At 73.3% G+C, this 15,479-nt stretch carries 15 protein-coding genes and 1 tRNA gene; 9 read left to right on the top strand and 7 right to left on the bottom strand.

From position 1 onward, the window contains the following. Positions 1 to 9: 9 nt before the first annotated feature. Positions 10 to 1,602, bottom strand: a complete 1,593-nt coding sequence (locus TNCT1_RS11635; protein ID WP_143630797.1) for an AMP-binding protein — start codon at positions 1,600 to 1,602, stop codon at positions 10 to 12. A 157-nt stretch (positions 1,603 to 1,759) separates the two neighbouring features. Here TNCT1_RS11635 and TNCT1_RS11630 point away from each other — a divergent pair, with 157 nt between their 5' ends. The 3 genes from TNCT1_RS11630 to TNCT1_RS36805 all read left to right on the top strand — a co-directional run bounded on the left by TNCT1_RS11630 (position 1,760) and on the right by TNCT1_RS36805 (position 4,091). Continuing rightward, on the top strand, positions 1,760 to 2,899 hold the full coding sequence (locus tag TNCT1_RS11630; RefSeq protein WP_143630796.1) for an acyl-CoA dehydrogenase family protein: 1,140 nt from the start codon (positions 1,760 to 1,762) through the stop codon (positions 2,897 to 2,899). Beyond that, positions 2,896 to 3,315, top strand: a complete 420-nt coding sequence (locus tag TNCT1_RS11625) for a RidA family protein (protein WP_143630795.1) — start codon at positions 2,896 to 2,898, stop codon at positions 3,313 to 3,315. Before TNCT1_RS11630 ends, TNCT1_RS11625 begins: the two co-directional genes overlap by 4 nt. Positions 3,316 to 3,386: 71 nt before the next feature. Further along, positions 3,387 to 4,091 carry a DUF6299 family protein gene (locus TNCT1_RS36805; RefSeq protein ID WP_216856610.1) on the top strand — a complete coding sequence of 235 codons (705 nt, stop codon included), beginning with the start codon at positions 3,387 to 3,389 and terminating at the stop codon, positions 4,089 to 4,091. Between the two features lie 59 nt (positions 4,092 to 4,150). Here TNCT1_RS36805 and TNCT1_RS11615 read toward each other — a convergent pair whose 3' ends face one another. From TNCT1_RS11615 to TNCT1_RS35530, 4 genes are all read right to left on the bottom strand, one after another. Further along, entirely contained in the window at positions 4,151 to 4,342 is a 192-nt protein-coding gene (locus TNCT1_RS11615; RefSeq protein WP_143630794.1) for an acyl-CoA carboxylase epsilon subunit, read from the bottom strand. Positions 4,343 to 4,352: 10 nt separating this feature from the next. Then, complete coding sequence (locus TNCT1_RS11610) at positions 4,353 to 5,897, bottom strand: acyl-CoA carboxylase subunit beta (RefSeq protein ID WP_143630793.1); 1,545 nt, start codon at positions 5,895 to 5,897, stop codon at positions 4,353 to 4,355. 115 nt (positions 5,898 to 6,012) lie between these two features. After that, the gene (locus tag TNCT1_RS11605) at positions 6,013 to 6,798 is read right to left on the bottom strand and encodes a BTAD domain-containing putative transcriptional regulator (protein ID WP_143630792.1); all 786 of its coding nucleotides are present in this window, start codon (positions 6,796 to 6,798) and stop codon (positions 6,013 to 6,015) included. A 279-nt stretch (positions 6,799 to 7,077) separates the two neighbouring features. After that, positions 7,078 to 7,171 (bottom strand) — tRNA-OTHER (locus tag TNCT1_RS35530). A gap of 174 nt (positions 7,172 to 7,345) precedes the next feature. On the opposite strand from TNCT1_RS35530, the gene TNCT1_RS11600 reads away from it, so the two are divergent. The 6 genes from TNCT1_RS11600 to fabI all read left to right on the top strand — a co-directional run bounded on the left by TNCT1_RS11600 (position 7,346) and on the right by fabI (position 12,638). Further along, entirely contained in the window at positions 7,346 to 8,353 is a 1,008-nt protein-coding gene (locus TNCT1_RS11600) for a DUF2156 domain-containing protein (protein WP_143630791.1), read from the top strand. A gap of 32 nt (positions 8,354 to 8,385) precedes the next feature. Next, a complete protein-coding gene (locus tag TNCT1_RS35815) occupies positions 8,386 to 8,535 on the top strand; it encodes a hypothetical protein (RefSeq protein ID WP_174266240.1) in 150 nt (49 codons plus the stop codon). Between the two features lie 322 nt (positions 8,536 to 8,857). Continuing rightward, complete coding sequence (locus tag TNCT1_RS11595) at positions 8,858 to 9,970, top strand: acyl-CoA desaturase (RefSeq protein ID WP_143630790.1); 1,113 nt, start codon at positions 8,858 to 8,860, stop codon at positions 9,968 to 9,970. Positions 9,971 to 10,145: 175 nt separating this feature from the next. Continuing rightward, complete coding sequence (locus TNCT1_RS11590; protein ID WP_143630789.1) at positions 10,146 to 11,516, top strand: MFS transporter; 1,371 nt, start codon at positions 10,146 to 10,148, stop codon at positions 11,514 to 11,516. Positions 11,517 to 11,544: 28 nt separating this feature from the next. After that, positions 11,545 to 11,874 carry a ferredoxin gene (gene fdxA, locus TNCT1_RS11585; RefSeq protein WP_143630788.1) on the top strand — a complete coding sequence of 110 codons (330 nt, stop codon included), beginning with the start codon at positions 11,545 to 11,547 and terminating at the stop codon, positions 11,872 to 11,874. Beyond that, positions 11,871 to 12,638, top strand: coding sequence for an enoyl-ACP reductase FabI (gene fabI, locus TNCT1_RS11580; protein WP_143630787.1), 768 nt, complete (start codon positions 11,871 to 11,873; stop codon positions 12,636 to 12,638). The genes fdxA and fabI overlap by 4 nt, the downstream gene beginning before the upstream one ends. Before the next feature lie 89 nt (positions 12,639 to 12,727). Here fabI and serS read toward each other — a convergent pair whose 3' ends face one another. Next, entirely contained in the window at positions 12,728 to 14,005 is a 1,278-nt protein-coding gene (serS, locus tag TNCT1_RS11575; RefSeq protein ID WP_143630786.1) for a serine--tRNA ligase, read from the bottom strand. Continuing rightward, complete coding sequence (locus tag TNCT1_RS11570; protein WP_143630785.1) at positions 13,989 to 15,467, bottom strand: APC family permease; 1,479 nt, start codon at positions 15,465 to 15,467, stop codon at positions 13,989 to 13,991. Before TNCT1_RS11570 ends, serS begins: the two co-directional genes overlap by 17 nt. Positions 15,468 to 15,479: the final 12 nt, after the last annotated feature.

Here is a 15,479-nt window from a genome sequence, read left to right as displayed (position 1 = left end):
TCGTCGGTGTCAGCGCCGGTCACCGGCGGTGCGCAGCCGGAACCGCTGCAGCTTGCCGGTGGCCGTGCGGGGCAGCGCGTCGAGGAAGACGAACTCGCGCGGGCACTTGTACGGCGCCAGCTCGGACTTGAGGAAGGCGCGCAGCGGCTCGGGGTCGCGCGCCACCCCGTCCCGCAGCACCGTGTACGCCACCGCCACCTGGCCGCGCACCTCGTCGGGGCGGCCGACCACCGCCGTCTCGACCACGTCGGGGTGGCGCAGCAGGGCGTCCTCCACCTCGGGTCCCGCGATGTTGTACCCGGCCGAGATGATCATGTCGTCCGCGCGTGCCACATAGCGGAAGTAGCCGTCGCCGTCGCGGACGTAGGTGTCGCCGGTGACGTTCCAGCCGTCGCGCACGTACTCCCGCTGGCGCGGGTCGGCCAGGTAACGGCAGCCGACCGGGCCGCGGACGGCCAGCAGCCCCGGCTCGCCGTCCGGCACCGGCTCGCCGTCGGCGTCCTGGATCCGGGCCTGCCAGCCCGGGACCGGCACGCCCGTGGTGCCGGGCCTGATCCGCTCGTCGGCGGCGGAGACGAAGATGTGCAGCAGCTCGGTGGCGCCGATGCCGTTGATGATGCGCAGGCCGGTGCGCTCGTGCCAGGCCCGCCAGGTGGCCGCGGGCAGGTTCTCGCCCGCCGACACGCAGCGGCGCAGCGAGGAGACGTCATGGCCGTCCATGGCCTCCAGCATCGCCCGGTAGGCGGTGGGCGCGGTGAACAGCACCGAGACCCGGTGCTCGGCGATGGCCGGCAGCAGTTGGCGCGGCCCCGCCTGTTCCATGAGCAGCGCGCCGGCGCCCGCCCGCAGCGGGAAGATCACCAGACCGCCGAGACCGAAGGTGAAACCGAGCGGGGGACTGCCGGCGAACACGTCGTCGGACCGGGGCCGCAGCACGTGCGCGGAGAAGGTGTCGGCGACGGCCAGCACGTCCCGGTGGAAGTGCATGCACCCCTTCGGGCGGCCCGTGGTGCCCGAGGTGAAGGCGATCAGCGCGACGTCGTCGGCCGCGGTGCCGACCGCCGGGAAGGGGCGGTCCGGCGCCGGGCGGCGCAGCAGGTCGTCGGGCGCGTCACCGCCGTAGGCCGTGACGCGCAGGTCCGGCACGCCGGCCTTCACCAGGTCGTCCACGGCCCGTATGTCGCACAGCGCGTGCCGGACCCGGGCGATCTCGCACATCGTGGCCAGCTCGTGCGGCCGCTGCTGGGCCAGCACGGTGACCGCCACCGCGCCCGCCTTCAGCACGGCCAGCCAGCACGCCGCGAGCCACGGGGTGGTCGGCCCGCGCAGCAGGACCCGGTTGCCCGGCATGACGCCCAGCTCGCCGGTGAGCACGTGGGCGATCCGGTCGACGCGGGCGCGCAGGTCGGCGTACGTCCACGAAGGGCCGTGCGGGGTGTGGAAGACCGGGCGGTCCGGGGCGCCGTGACGGAGCAGCTCGGCGGCGCAGTTGAGCCGTTCGGGGTAACGCAGCTCCGCCAGGTCGAAGCGCAGCTCGGGCCACTCGTCCGGCGGCGGAAGATGGTCGCGCGTGAAGGTGTCGACATGGGCGGAGACGTTCATGGCGGTGCGCCCCCTTGCCTGACGGCGTCGAGACGGGCGTCCTGACTGCGCTCGCCTCTGGAGCGTATCGTGTTGGTGACGACAGTCAACTGTGCGCGATACCGTCGGCGGAGGACGGGAGGGCCACCGCCGGCCCGCCCCGGAGGGAGGACCGGCAGTGCCCGCATTCTCACTCGGACCGGAGCGCACCGCCTGGCGCGCCGAGCTGCGCGCCCTGGCCGCCGAACGGCTGCGCCCGATCGCGCGGAAGGGGGAGCCGGGCCGGGTCGACCGGGCCCTGCTCGCCGAACTCGGACGGCTCGGCCTGCTCGCCAGACTGTTCACCGCCGGCGCCCTGGACCTGTGCCTGATGCGCGAGTCGCTGGCGCAGGCCTGCACCGAGGCCGAGACCGCCCTCGCCCTGCAGGGGCTGGGCGCCCACCCGGTGCACGCCCACGGCACCGCCGCCCAGCGCGAGCGCTGGCTGCCGCGGGTGGCCGACGGCAGCGCGGTGGCCGCGTTCGCGCTGAGCGAGCCGGGGGCCGGGTCCGACGCGGCCGCCCTGTCGCTCACGGCCGAACCCGACCGCGGCTCCGGCTGGCGGCTCACCGGCGAGAAGTGCTGGATCTCCAACGCCCCCGAGGCCGACTTCTACACCGTCTTCGCCCGCACCACGCCCCGTGCCGGAGCCCGCGGGGTGACCGCCTTCCTGCTCCCCGCCGACCGGCCCGGCCTCACCGGCTCCGCGCTGGAGATGCTCTCGCCGCACCCCATCGGAGCCCTCCACCTGGACGCCGTGCCCGTCACCGCGGACGACGTGCTCGGCGAGCCCGACCGCGGCTTCGCCGTCGCCATGGGCACCCTCAACCTGTTCCGGCCCAGCGTGGGCGCGTTCGCGGTCGGCATGGCGCAGGCGGCGCTCGACGCCACGCTCGAACACACCCGTGAGCGCGAGGCGTTCGGCGGCAGGCTGCGCGACCTCCAGGCGGTCGCCCACCAGGTCGCCGAGATGGCCCTGCGTACCGAGGCGGCCCGGCTGATGGTGTACGCGGCGGCGAGCGCCTACGACGAGGGCGCCCCCGATGTGCCGGGACGGTCCGCGATGGCCAAGCTGCTGGCCACCGAGACCGCGCAGTACGTCGTCGACACCGCCGTCCAGCTCCACGGCGCCCGCGCGCTGCGCCGCGGCCACCTGCTGGAACACCTCTACCGCGAGGTGCGCGCGCCGCGGATCTACGAGGGCGCCAGCGAGGTCCAGCGGGGCATCATCGCCAAGGAGCTGTACGCCGCGCGGCCCGGGCAGGGGGAGGACCGGTGAGCACCGAACGCGTCAACCCGCCCGAGCTGTCGCCCCCCACGGGTTTCTCGCACGCCGTCGTCGCGACGGGCACCCGGGTGGTGTTCCTGGCCGGCCAGACCGCCCTCGACGCCGACGGCGAGGTCACCGGCGACACGCTCGTCGAGCAGTTCGAGAAGGCGCTCGCCAATCTGCTCACCGCCCTGCGCGCGGCCGGCGGCACCCCCGCCGACCTCGCCCGGGTCACCGTCTACACCACCGACGTGGCCGGCTACCGCGCCGACGCCCGCTGGCTGGGCCGCGTCTGGCGGGAGTCGGCGGGCCGCGACTACCCGGCGATGGCGGTCGTCCAGGTGGTACGCCTGTGGGACGAGCGGGCGCTGGTGGAGCTGGACGGGTTCGCGGTGCTGCCGGGGGACGCGCCACCGATGGGGTGACGGTCACTCAGGGCCCTGGGAGCGGCGGGTACGAGTGGAACCCCCACACCCCGTGACCGGGAGGTCCCCCCATGCCCAGACGCCCCGCCCTCGCCGCCGGCCTCGGCGCCGCGGCCCTGCTGTGCGCCGTCGCCGCGCCGGCCGCCGGCGCCGCCCCGTCGGAGCGCCTCACCGTCGACGCCACCGGCCGCATCGCCGCCGACGGCACGATCACCCTCACCGGCACCTACCGCTGCGCCGGCAGCAGCGGGCCGGTGTTCGTCAGCTCCTCCGTCACCCAGGGCGACCCGGACGTCAGGTACGCCATCGGCGGCAGCGAGGCCGTGTGCGACGGAGCCGAGCACCACTGGTCGAACTCCGGGAAGCCCGGCACGGAGGCGGCCGGCACCGGTCGGGGGGCCGTCATGACCGGGACCGCTTCGCCCGGGGCGAAGAAGACGTCCGCCGGGTCCGGGAAGCTGGCGGACGGGGCCGGGAGGACTTCCGCCGGCGCCGCGCGGGCGTCACACGGGTCCGGCGAGGACGCCGCGAAGGCCCGTAAGGCCGACACGGCCCAGAAGGCCGCGAAGGCCCGGAAGGCCGACAAGGCCTTGCCCGCGGCCGGGAAGGGTTCGCACAGGACGGGGAAGGCCGCACGCGGGGCCGGCGCCGGACCGCTCGAGGCCGGCGCGGCGCACGTGGAGGCGACCCTGCTGGAGCTGCGCCCCTCGGGTCTGGTGCCGGTGCCGTACTTCCACGCCGTCCGGCAGCAGGAGGTCAGTCTCGTCGAGGACTGAGCCCGGCCCCGGGGGCCCGGACGCGCCGGGCCGCCGGGGGGACTCGGCGGTCGCCCGGATCAGGCGCGCTGCCAGCTGTGCGGGGCGTGGTAGGCGTGCGGGCGCCAGGAGGTGGTGCCCGGGGAGCCCGGCTCGGTGCCGGCCCCGGCCAGGGCGGTGCGGCTGAGCAGCAGCACCGCGAGGGCGGCCAGCTCCTCGTCGGTGGCCTGGCCCTTCTCGACGCGGATGGGGGGAGTGGGGGACGCGTTCATGGGACCTCCGTCACTGGGGCGGGTTGCCGTGCTTGCGGGCGGGGCGCTCGGCGTGTTTGGTGCGCAGCATCGCCAGCGCGCCGATCAGGACGCGGCGGGTGTCGGCGGGGTCGATCACGTCGTCGACCAGGCCTCGTTCGGCCGCGTAGTAGGGGTGCATCAGCTCGGCCCTGTACTCCTTGACCAGCTCCGCCCGCATCGCCTCGGGGTCGTCGGCCTCGGCGATCCGGCGGCGGAAGATGACGTTGGCCGCGCCCTCGGCGCCCATCACGGCGATCTCGTTGGTGGGCCAGGCGTAGGTGAGGTCGGCGCCGATCGACTGGGAGTCCATCACGATGTAGGCACCTCCGTAGGCCTTGCGCAGGATCAGCGAGATCCTCGGCACGGTGGCGTCGCAGTAGGCGTACAGCAGCTTCGCGCCGTGCCGGATGATTCCACCGTGCTCCTGGTCGACGCCGGGGAGGAAGCCGGGTACGTCCAGCAGGGTGACGATCGGGATGCTGAACGCGTCGCACATCTGCACGAAGCGGGCGGCCTTCTCGGACGCTTCGATGTCCAGCACGCCCGCCAGGGTCTGCGGCTGGTTGGCCACGATCCCGACCACCTGGCCGTCCATCCGGGCCAGCGCGCAGATGATGTTGCGCGCCCAGCGCTGGTGCACCTCCAGGTACTCGCCGTCGTCGACGAGCTCCTCGATGACCCTGGTCATGTCGTACGGGCGGTTGCCGTCGGCGGGCACCAGGTCGGCGAGGCTCTCGCAGCGCCGCCCGGCCGGATCGTCGCACGGCGCGGCGGGCGGGTTCTCGCGGTTGTTGCGCGGCAGGAGGGAGAGCAGGTAGCGCACCTCCTCCAGGCAGGTCTCCTCGTCGTCGTAGGCGAAGTGGCAGACGCCGGAGGTCTCGGCGTGCACGTCGGCGCCGCCGAGCCCGTTCTGGGTGATCTCCTCGCCGGTGACCGCCTTGACGACGTCCGGGCCGGTGATGAACATCTGCGAGGTCTCGCGGACCATGAAGACGAAGTCGGTGAGCGCCGGGCTGTAGGCGGCGCCGCCCGCGCAGGGGCCGAGCATCACGGAGATCTGCGGGATGACACCGCTGGCCTTGGTGTTGCGCTGGAAGATGCCGCCGTATCCGGCGAGGGCGGTGACGCCCTCCTGGATGCGGGCGCCGGCGCCGTCGTTGAGGGAGACCAGGGGCGCGCCGGCCGCGATGGCCATGTCCATGATCTTGTGGATCTTGGCGGCGTGGGCCTCGCCCAGCGCGCCGCCGAAGATCCGGAAGTCGTGGGCGTAGACGAAGACCGTACGGCCCTCCACCGTGCCCCAGCCGGTGACGACGCCGTCGGTGTAGGGCTTCTTGGCCTCCAGGCCGAACCCGCTCGCCCGGTGCCGGCGCAGCGGCTCCACCTCCTGGAAGGAGCCCTCGTCGAGCAGCAGGCCGATCCGCTCGCGCACGGTGAGCTTGCCCTTGGCCTTCTGGGCGGCGGTCGCCTTCTCGCTCGGGCCGGCGAGCACGCGCTCGCGTATGCCGGCCAGTTCCTCGACCTGGGACCTCATGTCTCCCCCTCCGTGGGTAGGGGCGTGGTGGTTCCGTGATTCCACTCGCCCGTCGAGCGTGGCAATGCGGGCTGACCGGGGACTGACGGGCCGCTTACGCGGCGGCGCGGACGCGTCAGACCGGCTGGAGGCGGGCGCCGCCGGTCAGGGCGGGGTCGTGGGAGAGGATCGCGTGCTCGACGCGGCGCAGGGCGGGGGAGGGCTGGATGCCGAGTTCGTCGTCGAGGTGACGGCGCATCCGGTGGAAGACGTCGAGCGCGTCCGCCTGCCGCCCGGAGCCGTACAGGGCGACCATGAGCTGCTCGCAGAACCGCTCCCGCAGGGGGTGGTTGGTGTGCGCCTCGGCCAGTTCGGCGAGGACCGCGGCATGGCGGCCGAGCCGCAGTTCGGCGTCGAAGCGCAGTTCCATGGCGCGCATCCGGTACTCCTCGTAGCGGGCGCCCGCGAGCTGGCACAGGGTTCCGCCGGTGAACCCGCCGAAGACCGGGCCGCGCCACATGCCGAGCGCGTCGGCGAGCAGCCGCGCGGTGCGCGCCGCGTCGGCCGCGGTGGCCGACTCGGCCAGGCGTACGGCCCTGATGAACTCGGCCGCGTCCAGTTCGCCCTCGCCGACGCTCAGCCGGTAGCCGGAGGGGTGCATCGTCAGCCGGGAGGACGGGCGGTCCGGCTCCAGTTCGCGCAGCCTGCGGCGCAGCCGGCTGACGTGGGCCTGGAGGGCGTTGGCCTGGTTGTCGGGGACGGCGTCCCCCCACATCTCCTCGGCCAGCCCCTCACCGGTCACCGGCTGGCCCTCGCTGACCAGCAGCGTCTGCACCAGCGTGCGCTGCAGATCACCGGAGATGTCCGCCGGGCCTTCGGCGGTGAGTATCTGCAGGGCGCCGAGAACGGAGAACCTCAGCATGTCTTCCCCCCTTTGGTGAAAATTCCTGGCGAAGGTTGTTTCTTTCTGGGGTGGTGCTGCGGTGAAAAGAACCGGGTGCTGCAACGCGCCGCGCCCCGGCGGGCGTCTGCTTCCTGGACGTCCCGCCGGGGCGGTTGCTCCGCCGGGACGGGGGGCGGCCGGCGGTTCAGGGGCGTCCGGTGCCGTGCCGCCATTGGCGCGGCACCGGACGGGGGTGAAATCGATCGGCGTGCCGGATCGGCGATTTCTTCATTACCCCGTGCGGAATTCCGGACTCGGCGGAGAGGGCAGGATTCGAACCTGCGCAGGCCGTCGCCGGCCCGACCTCGAGGCGTGCTCCAGGTCCCCGATCAGCCACTCCGGGCACCTCTCCGTGTTTCCGGCCCGGTTTCCCGTGCCGTTCACGGGAACAACATTGGCACCCTGGGCTGACGGAATGCTGACACGCCTCTGACGCAGGCAATGAATTCCTTTCGGCCCTTTTCTCGGACGTCCTCTCGGTGCTGTACTCCTTTCGATGGAAAACGCTCCCGAAAGGGGTACGGGAATGACCGCCACCACCACCGAGACCGTCACGGACAACCCTGTTCTGGACGCCGTCCGCGCGCACACGGCAAGTGAGAACCCGAGTGCGTTCCTCGCCCTCAACAGCGGAAACAGTACGTTCACCGTCCCGGGCGCGGACGGTGTCATCGTGTACCGCCGCACCGGCAGCTGGGCCGTCCAGCTCGGCGGCCCCTTCGCCGCCGGGGAGGACTACGGCACCCTGCTCGACGCCTTCCGCGGCCACGTCCGCGACGAGGGCCTGCGGCTCGTCGGCATCCAGCTCCAGCGCGCCGACGCCGAGCGCTACGCCGAGCTCGGCTTCACCGTCAACCAGGTCGGCGCGTCCTGGGCGGTGAGCCTCGGCGAGTTCACCCTGCGCGGCACCAAGTTCATGCAGCTGCGCAACAAGATCTCCCGCGCGCTGCGCAACGGCCTGCAGATCCAGGAGGTCGACGCCGGCGACGTGGCCGACGCCATCGCCACCATCGACCAGGCCTGGCTCGGCTCCAAGGGCGGCGCCCAGCAACTGGAGTTCCTCGTCGGCCAGATCGGCGGCGAGGCCCAGGCGCACCGCCGGCTGTTCGTCGGCACCATCGACGGCGCACCGGTCGCGTACATCTCGTACTCGCCGGTGTACGGCAGCCGGGCGGGCTGGATGCACGACCTCAGCCGCCGGATCCCCGAGGGATCCCCGGGCCTGATGGAGGCCATCAACGCGCACGCCATCGAGGTGTTCAGGGCCGAGGGCGTCGAGTGGCTGCACTTCGGCTTCACGCCGTTCACCGGCCTGGACGCGAGCCACGAACTCGACGGCCACAGCCCGGCGTTCCAGTGGCTGATGCACGCCCTGTGGGCCGAGGGCGCCGCCCTCTACCCGGCGCAGACCCAGCTCTCGTACAAGCAGAAGTGGGCCCCGGACCTGCTGATCCCGGAGTACGTCGCCTTCGACGGGCCGCAGGCCTCGCTGCCCGGCTTCGCGCACGTCTTCCGCGCCTGCAACGCCTTCTGACCCGCCACCGCGAACGACGAGAGGACACCGAGATGAGCCGGTCCACCGAAGAACTCCAGCACGCCACGGTCGAGCAGCTGATGGCCGTCATCGGCGCACCCGACGACGAGTCGGTCGCCGAGGCCGCCGACGCGGCCGTCCGCGCCCTCGACGAGCGGCTGCGCGCCGAGGCGGCCGCCTGAGCCGGCGCCGGGCGCGCCGGCGGACGCCGGCGCACACCCGGTCAGACCGGTATCAGTGCCACATCAGCGCTCCACGGAACGCTGGACACACGTTCGCCCGGCGGTCCGGACCGGGAGTACCGCACTGTGCTCCCGTCGCCGGGCCCGCCGGGCGAAGCGGGGCCCTGCCGCCGTCCTCCGGGCGGACGCCGGGAGTACGGCGACAGGGCCCATCCCGCGACGGTGACCCACGCGGGAGCCTTGTCGACTCGCGGCGCCCGCAGGTCCGCGGGGCAGCGGCGCCGCCGCCCGATCCGGGCACTTCTCCCAAGGAGAGCAACGCATGCAGCGTCCGCACATACAAGAAGCCGCGGCCCTGGCCGCCGGTGGAGGCGCCGGCGCCGGACAGCGCACCGGTGCCTCGGCGACCTTCGCCGAGCTGCTCAAACGGGTCAAGGCCGAGGGGCTGCTGGACCTCGACCCCCGGTACTACGTGGGCAGGCTGGCCCTCAACACCGTCCTGCTGCTGATCGGGTTCGCCGCCTTCTTCGAGCTGGGCGACTCCTGGTGGCAGCTCCTCACGGCCGTGTGGATGGGCCTGTGCGGCGGCCAGTCGGCGTTCATGTGGCACGACGCCGGCCACAAGGCGATGTTCCGCAGCAAGAAGGCCGCCTCCGCGGTCGGATACGTCCACGCCAACCTGGTCAACGGGGTCAGCTACGGCTGGTGGGTCAACCACCACAACCGGCACCACAGCAACCCCAACCACCTGGACATGGACCCGGACATCGGCCGGCGCACCGCCATCTTCGACATCAAGCAGTACCCGACCCGCACGGGCACCCAGAAGTTCGTCGTGCGCTACCAGAGCGTGCTGTTCTTCGTGCTGCTCGTGCTCGAGGGCTTCAAGATGCTCAGGACGGCCGTCCTGTCCATCGTCCAGGGCAAGACCAAGCGGCCCGCGCTGGAGACCTTCCTGATCGTGCTGCGCACCGCCGTCTACCTCGGTCTCGCCTTCACCGTCCTGTCCCCGGCGCTCGCGGTCGCCTTCATCGTGGTCCAGCACGCCGCCCTGGGCGTCTACTTCGGAATGATCTTCGCCCCGAACCACAAGGGCATGCAGGTGCGCGACGGCGAGGCGGAGACCCTGGACTGGCTGGAGCGCCAGGTCCTCACCTCCCGCAACATCCGGCCCAACTGGCTGGTCGACTTCCTCTACGGCGGGCTCAACTACCAGGTCGAGCACCACCTGTTCCCGGCGATGCCGCAGAAGAACCTGGGGCGCGCCCGGGAGCTGACCATGGCCTACTGCGCCGAGCGCGGAGTGCCCTACCACGAGGTCGGGTTCTGGGCCTCGTACCGCGAGGTCGCCTCCTTCCTGCACGAGGTCAGCGCACCGGTGCGGCGCGGCGACGTGGAGGAGCAGATCCGGCGCCGGGCGATGGAAGCGGCCTGATCCCGGCCGGCGACCCCCGCCCACCCCCCACTTCCCCCACGCGCACACCCCCACATCCCTTCCCCCACGCCCCGGCCCCCGGGCCGCACGCCCGGGCCCGTCGGCGGCCCGGGCGGTTCCCTTCCCGGGAGCGACGCACCACCCGTCCCCAGGAGTCTCCTAAGGAGCCAGCCCCATGTCCCAGACCACCGCGGCGGTGGGTGACGTCACCGCTCCCGCCCCGATCGGTGCCCGCCTGGACCGCATGCCGATCACTCCCCTGCACCGCAGACTCACCGCGGTCATCGGCATCGGCCTGTTCTTCGACACCTTCGAGAACAACCTCTCGGGCACCATCGCCAAGGTGCTGCAGAGCGACTTCGCCTTCGGCGCGACCTCGCTCAAACTCGTCCTGGCCTCCGTGTTCGTCGGCCAGTTCATCGGATCCCTGACGCTCGGCCGGATCGCGGACCGGTTCGGCCGGCGCCGGGCCTTCCTGATCAACCTCGCCATCTACTCCGTCTTCTCGCTGCTCGGCGCGTTCTCCCCGAACGCCACCTGGCTGATCGTCACCCGCTTCCTGGCCGGTGTCGGCATCGGCGCCGAGCAGGCCCTGTCCGACTGCTACCTGGCCGACGTCCTGCCGGCGCGCAAGCGCGGCCGGTTCATCGCCTGGGCCTACACCCTCGCCTTCTGCGGAGTGCCCGCGGTGGGCTTCGCCGCCCTGTGGCTGGTGCCGCTGACCCCGCTGGGCGTGGCCGGCTGGCGCTGGCTGTTCGTGCTCGGCGCGCTCGGCTCGGCCGTCGTGTGGGTGCTGCGCCGGCAGCTCATCGAGTCCCCGCGCTGGCTGGCCGCGGCCGGCCGGACCGACGAGGCGGACCGGCTGGTCTCCCGGATGGAGGCGGAGGCCGCGGGGCGCGGACTGGTCCTGGAGGAGCCCGCGCCGGCCGGACCGGAGCCGGCCGCCGGGAACTCCCGGCTGCGGGACGTGCTGCGCCCCGGCATGCTCCGCCGGACCCTCGTGCTGTGGCTGTTCTGCGTGCTGTCGGTCGTCGGCTACTACGGCTTCGGCACCCTCGCCCCGCAGATCGTCGCCGCCAAGGGCTACGGCATCGTCGCCGGACTCGGCTTCACCGCGCTGTCCTTCCTCGGCTATCCGGTGGGCTCCGCGCTCGTCCTGCCCGTGGTGGACCGCCTGGAGCGGCGCACCCTGGTCGCCCTCTCGGCGGGCGCGATGGTCGTGGCCGGACTCGGCTTCGCCTACGCAGGCTCCGCCGCGGCCATCGTGGCCTGCGGGTTCGCCTACACCCTGTTCAGCAACGTCTTCTCCAGCGTCAGCCATGTCTACCTGTCCGAGCAGTACCCCACCGAGATCCGCGCCAGCGCGTCGGGCGCCGCCTACTCGCTGTCCAAACTCAGCGCCGCCGCACTGCCGTTCGTGCTGCTGCCGGTCCTGGAGGGGCACGGCGCGGGCGCCCTGTTCAGTGTCATCGCCGCCGCCATGGCCGTCCTCGCCGTCACCGTGCTGACCCTCGGCGAGCGCACCACCGGCGTGCCGGTCAAGTGAACCTGTCCGTCAATCCGAGGAGTTGAGCATGGCCTACGTCATCGGACTGCCCTGCGTCGACGTCAAGGACCGCTCCTGCGTCGAGGAGTGCCCCGTGGACTGCATCTACGAGGGCCGCCGCGCCCTGTACATCCATCCCGAGGAATGCGTCGACTGCGGAGCCTGCGAACCGGTCTGCCCGGTCGACGCCATCTACTTCCAGGACGACCTGCCCGAGGAGTGGGGCGAGGACCACGCGGCGTCCAACGCCGCCTTCTTCGCCGGTATCGGCTCGCCCGGCGGGGGCGCCGCCCTCGGCCCCCAGGACCACGACTCGCCGCTGGTCGGCGCGCTCCCGAAGGGGGTGTCGGTGGCATGAGCGGCATCCTCGCCGGCAAGCGGATCCTGGTCACCGGCGTCGTCACGGACGCCTCCATCGCCTTCCACGTGGCCCGTATCGCGCAGGAGGAGGGCGCCGAGGTCCTGCTGACCGGCTTCGGCAGGCTCTCCCTGATCGAGCGGTTCGCGAGCAGGCTCCCCAAGCCCGCACCCGTCATCGAGCTGGACGTCACCGACCAGGGACACCTGGACAGCCTCGCCGAGCGGATCGGCGAGCACACCGACTCCCTCGACGGCGTCGTGCACTCCATCGCCTACGGCCCCCAGGGCGCCTTCTCCTTCCTCGACGGCACCTGGGATGACGTGTCGACGGCCGTGCAGGTCTCGGCGTACTCCCTGAAGTCGCTGACCACGGCCTGCCTGCCGCTGCTCGAACGGCGCGGCGGCTCGGTCGTCGGGCTCACCTTCGACGCGGCCGTCGCCTGGCCGCACTACGACTGGATGGGCGTCGCCAAGGCCGCCCTCGAGTCCACCAGCCGCTACCTGGCCCGGGACCTCGGGGGCCGCGGCGTCCGCTGCAACCTCGTGGCCGCCGGGCCGCTGCGCTCCATGGCCGCCAAGTCCATCCCGGGCTTCGCGGAACTGGCCGACGTGTGGACCACCCACCGCGCCCCGGCGGGCTGGGACCTCACTGACCCCGAGCCGGCCGCACGCGGGGTGGTCGCGCTGCTGTCGGACTTCTTCCCGCGGACCACGGGCGAGATCGTGCACGTGGACGGCGGGGTGCACATGATGGGCGCCTGAACGCACCGCAAAGGGGGCGGGAGCCGAGGGATGGACCTCGGCTCCCGCCCCCTTCGCGTGCCTCCGGGGCCGGCAGGGCGCACCAGGCCCTACTCGGTGGCGCCGCCCGGCAGGATCCGCCGGAAGCCGGTGTACGGCACCAGCGCCTCGGGCAGCACCACGGAGCCGTCGTCGCGCACGCCCTGCTCCAGCAGCGCGGCCACCGTCCGCCCGATCGGCAGCGCCGAGCCGTTCAGCGTGGCCGCCGGCGTCTTGCGGCCGTCCGCGCGCTTCACCCGGATGTCGGCGCGGCGGGCCTGGAAGGTGCCGCAGTCCGACACCGAGGAGATCTCCCGGTACGCGCCGCCGCCGGGCAGCCACACCTCGATGTCGTACGTCATCCGGGCCGAGAAGCCCATGTCGCCCGCCGGCAGCAGGACCGTGCGGAAGGACAGCTCCAGCCGGCGCAGGCACTCCTCGGCGTGCCCCACCATCAGCTCCAGCTGCTCCTGCGCCTGTTCCGGCGCGCAGATCCGCACCAGCTCCACCTTCTCGAACTGGTGCAGCCGCAGCACGCCCCGGGTGTCCCGGCCGTACGCCCCGGCCTCCGCGCGGAAGCAGGGGGTGCGGGCGGTGAAGGCGTACGGCAGCGTGCGCGCGTCCAGGAGCTGCCCGGCCACCAGGTTGGTCAGCGGCACCTCGGCGGTCGGGATCAGGAACAGCTCCCGGTCCGCGACCTTCGTGCGGAACAGGTCCTCCTCGAACTTGGGGAGCTGCCCGGTGCCGGTCATGGTGTCCCGGTTGACCAGGAACGGCACCGACTGCTCGGTGTAGCCGTGCTCGCCGGTGTGCAGGTCGAGGAAGAAGTCGCCGAGGGCCCGCTCCAGGCGCGCGCCGGCGCCGTGCGCGACGGCGAACCGGGCGCCGGACAGCCGGGCCGCCGCGGCGGAGTCCAGGATGCCGAGCGCCTCGCCGATCTCGGCGTGGTGCCGGGCGCCGGCCGCCGGACGCGGCGCCGGACCGCCGCGCCGCACCTCCACCGCCTCCTTCTCCGAGTCGCCGTCCGGTACGGCGTCCAGGGGCAGGTTGGGGATGCCGAGCAGCAGCTCGGTCAGCCCGGCGGCCGCGGTACGCGCGGTGGCCTCGGCCCGCTGGACCTCGGCCCGCAGCGCGCGGGCGGCCTCCTTCTCGGCTTCCGTGGGCGGGCCCGAACGGCGGGCCTTGGCGGTGCGGTTCAGCTCGGTGCGCAGCCGGGTCACCTCCGACTGCGCGGCCGAGCGGGCGCGCAGCGCGGCGGTGAGGGCGTCCAGGTCGAGGTCGTGGCGGCGGCGGGCCAGGCGCCGTACGGCGTCCTCGCCGGCCTCGATCAGCTCACTGGGATCGTGCATGACGGTCTCCTGACAGGACGGGGGAGGGGGCCGGGGCGGGGGCGGCGGTGTGCCGGGTGCCGAGCAGGCGGTAGCGCGCCGGGTGCGCCGAACGCAGCCGGGCTGCGTACAGCAGGCCGCCCGCGGCGACCAGCGGCAGCAGCCAGGGCAGCGCGGCGATCACCGCGGAGGGGGAGCCGGTGAGCATGTCGAAGTTGCCGACCACCAGCCACACCGAGGCGGCCAGGCCGGCGAATCCCAGCAGCGGGGCGACGGTCTCCCGCCACCAGTGCCCGCCGCCGGTGCGCAGCCGCAGCCCGAGCACGGACAGCGCGGCCAGCGCCTGCAGGGCGACGATGCCCAGGGTGCCGAGGCCGAGCATGCTGGTCGTCAGGTCGGCGTACGGGTCGAGCCCGGCGACGGCGAAGCCGGCCACGACCACCGCGGTCAGCGCGCTCTGCGCGAGGCTGGCCCGGTGCGGGGAGCGGTACCGGGAGTGCTCCGCGGCCAGCGCGCCCGGCAGCAGGCCGTCCGCGGCGAGCACCTGGGCGTACCGTCCGGCGGCGCTGTGCAGGGCCAGCGTCGCCGCGAACAGGCTGGTGCACAGCAGGATCTGCAGCCCGGTGCTGCCCGCCTTGCCGAGGAAGTCGTCACCGAGGACGAAGAACAGGTCGCCCATCTGCTTGCCCGCGACCTCGCGCACCCGGTCGCTGCCGACCGCGCCGACCGCCAGCCAGCTGGTGAGCGCGTAGAAGCCGGCGATCAGCACGACGGCCACATAGGTGGCGCGCGGCACGCTGCGCCGCGGGTCCTTCGCCTCCTTGCCGTAGAGCGCGGCCGACTCGAAGCCGATGAAGGAGACGAACGCGAACATCAGCGACACGCCGACGCCGTGTCCGGCGGCGGTGTGCGGGGAGAAGGACGCGGTGGGCAGCGCGTGCAGTCCGTGCCGGACGAGGATCGCGACGTCCAGCGCGGCCAGCACCCCGATCTCGCCGAGCATCAGCAGGGCCAGCACCCGGGCGCTGAGCGCGATCTCCCGGTAGCCGAGCACCGCCATCAGCACCAGCCCGACGGCCGCGCACCACTGCCACGACACGGTCAGCCCGTGTGCGGCGAGCACCAGCTGGGTGAAGTAGCCGAGGGCGCCCGCCAGGCCGATGGTGGCGCAGTTGTAGGAGAGCAGGGCGACGTAGCCGGCGGCGACCGCGGGCGGGCGGCCGAGTCCGTCGGCGACGGAGGCGTAGAAGCCGCCGGAGCCGCCGGTGCGGCGGGCGCTGACCGCGTACCCCACCGAGAAGCACAGCAGGGTGACCCCGGCGAACAGGAACGCGGCCGGCACACCGGCCCCGTCACCGAAGGCGAACGCGAGCGGGACGGTGCCGACCATGGCGGACAGCGGGGCGGCGGCGGCGACGATCAGGAAGAGGATGTGCCCGGTACCGAGCCGGCCGGACGGGGGCGGGGAACCACTGGAGGACATGATGACTCCGAG

It is taken from the genome of Streptomyces sp. 1-11 (assembly GCF_007176755.1).
GTDB lineage: Bacteria > Actinomycetota > Actinomycetes > Streptomycetales > Streptomycetaceae > Streptomyces.
The sequence above is the reverse complement of the archived record's forward strand: the minus strand, read 5'-3'. Positions and strand labels throughout refer to the sequence as shown.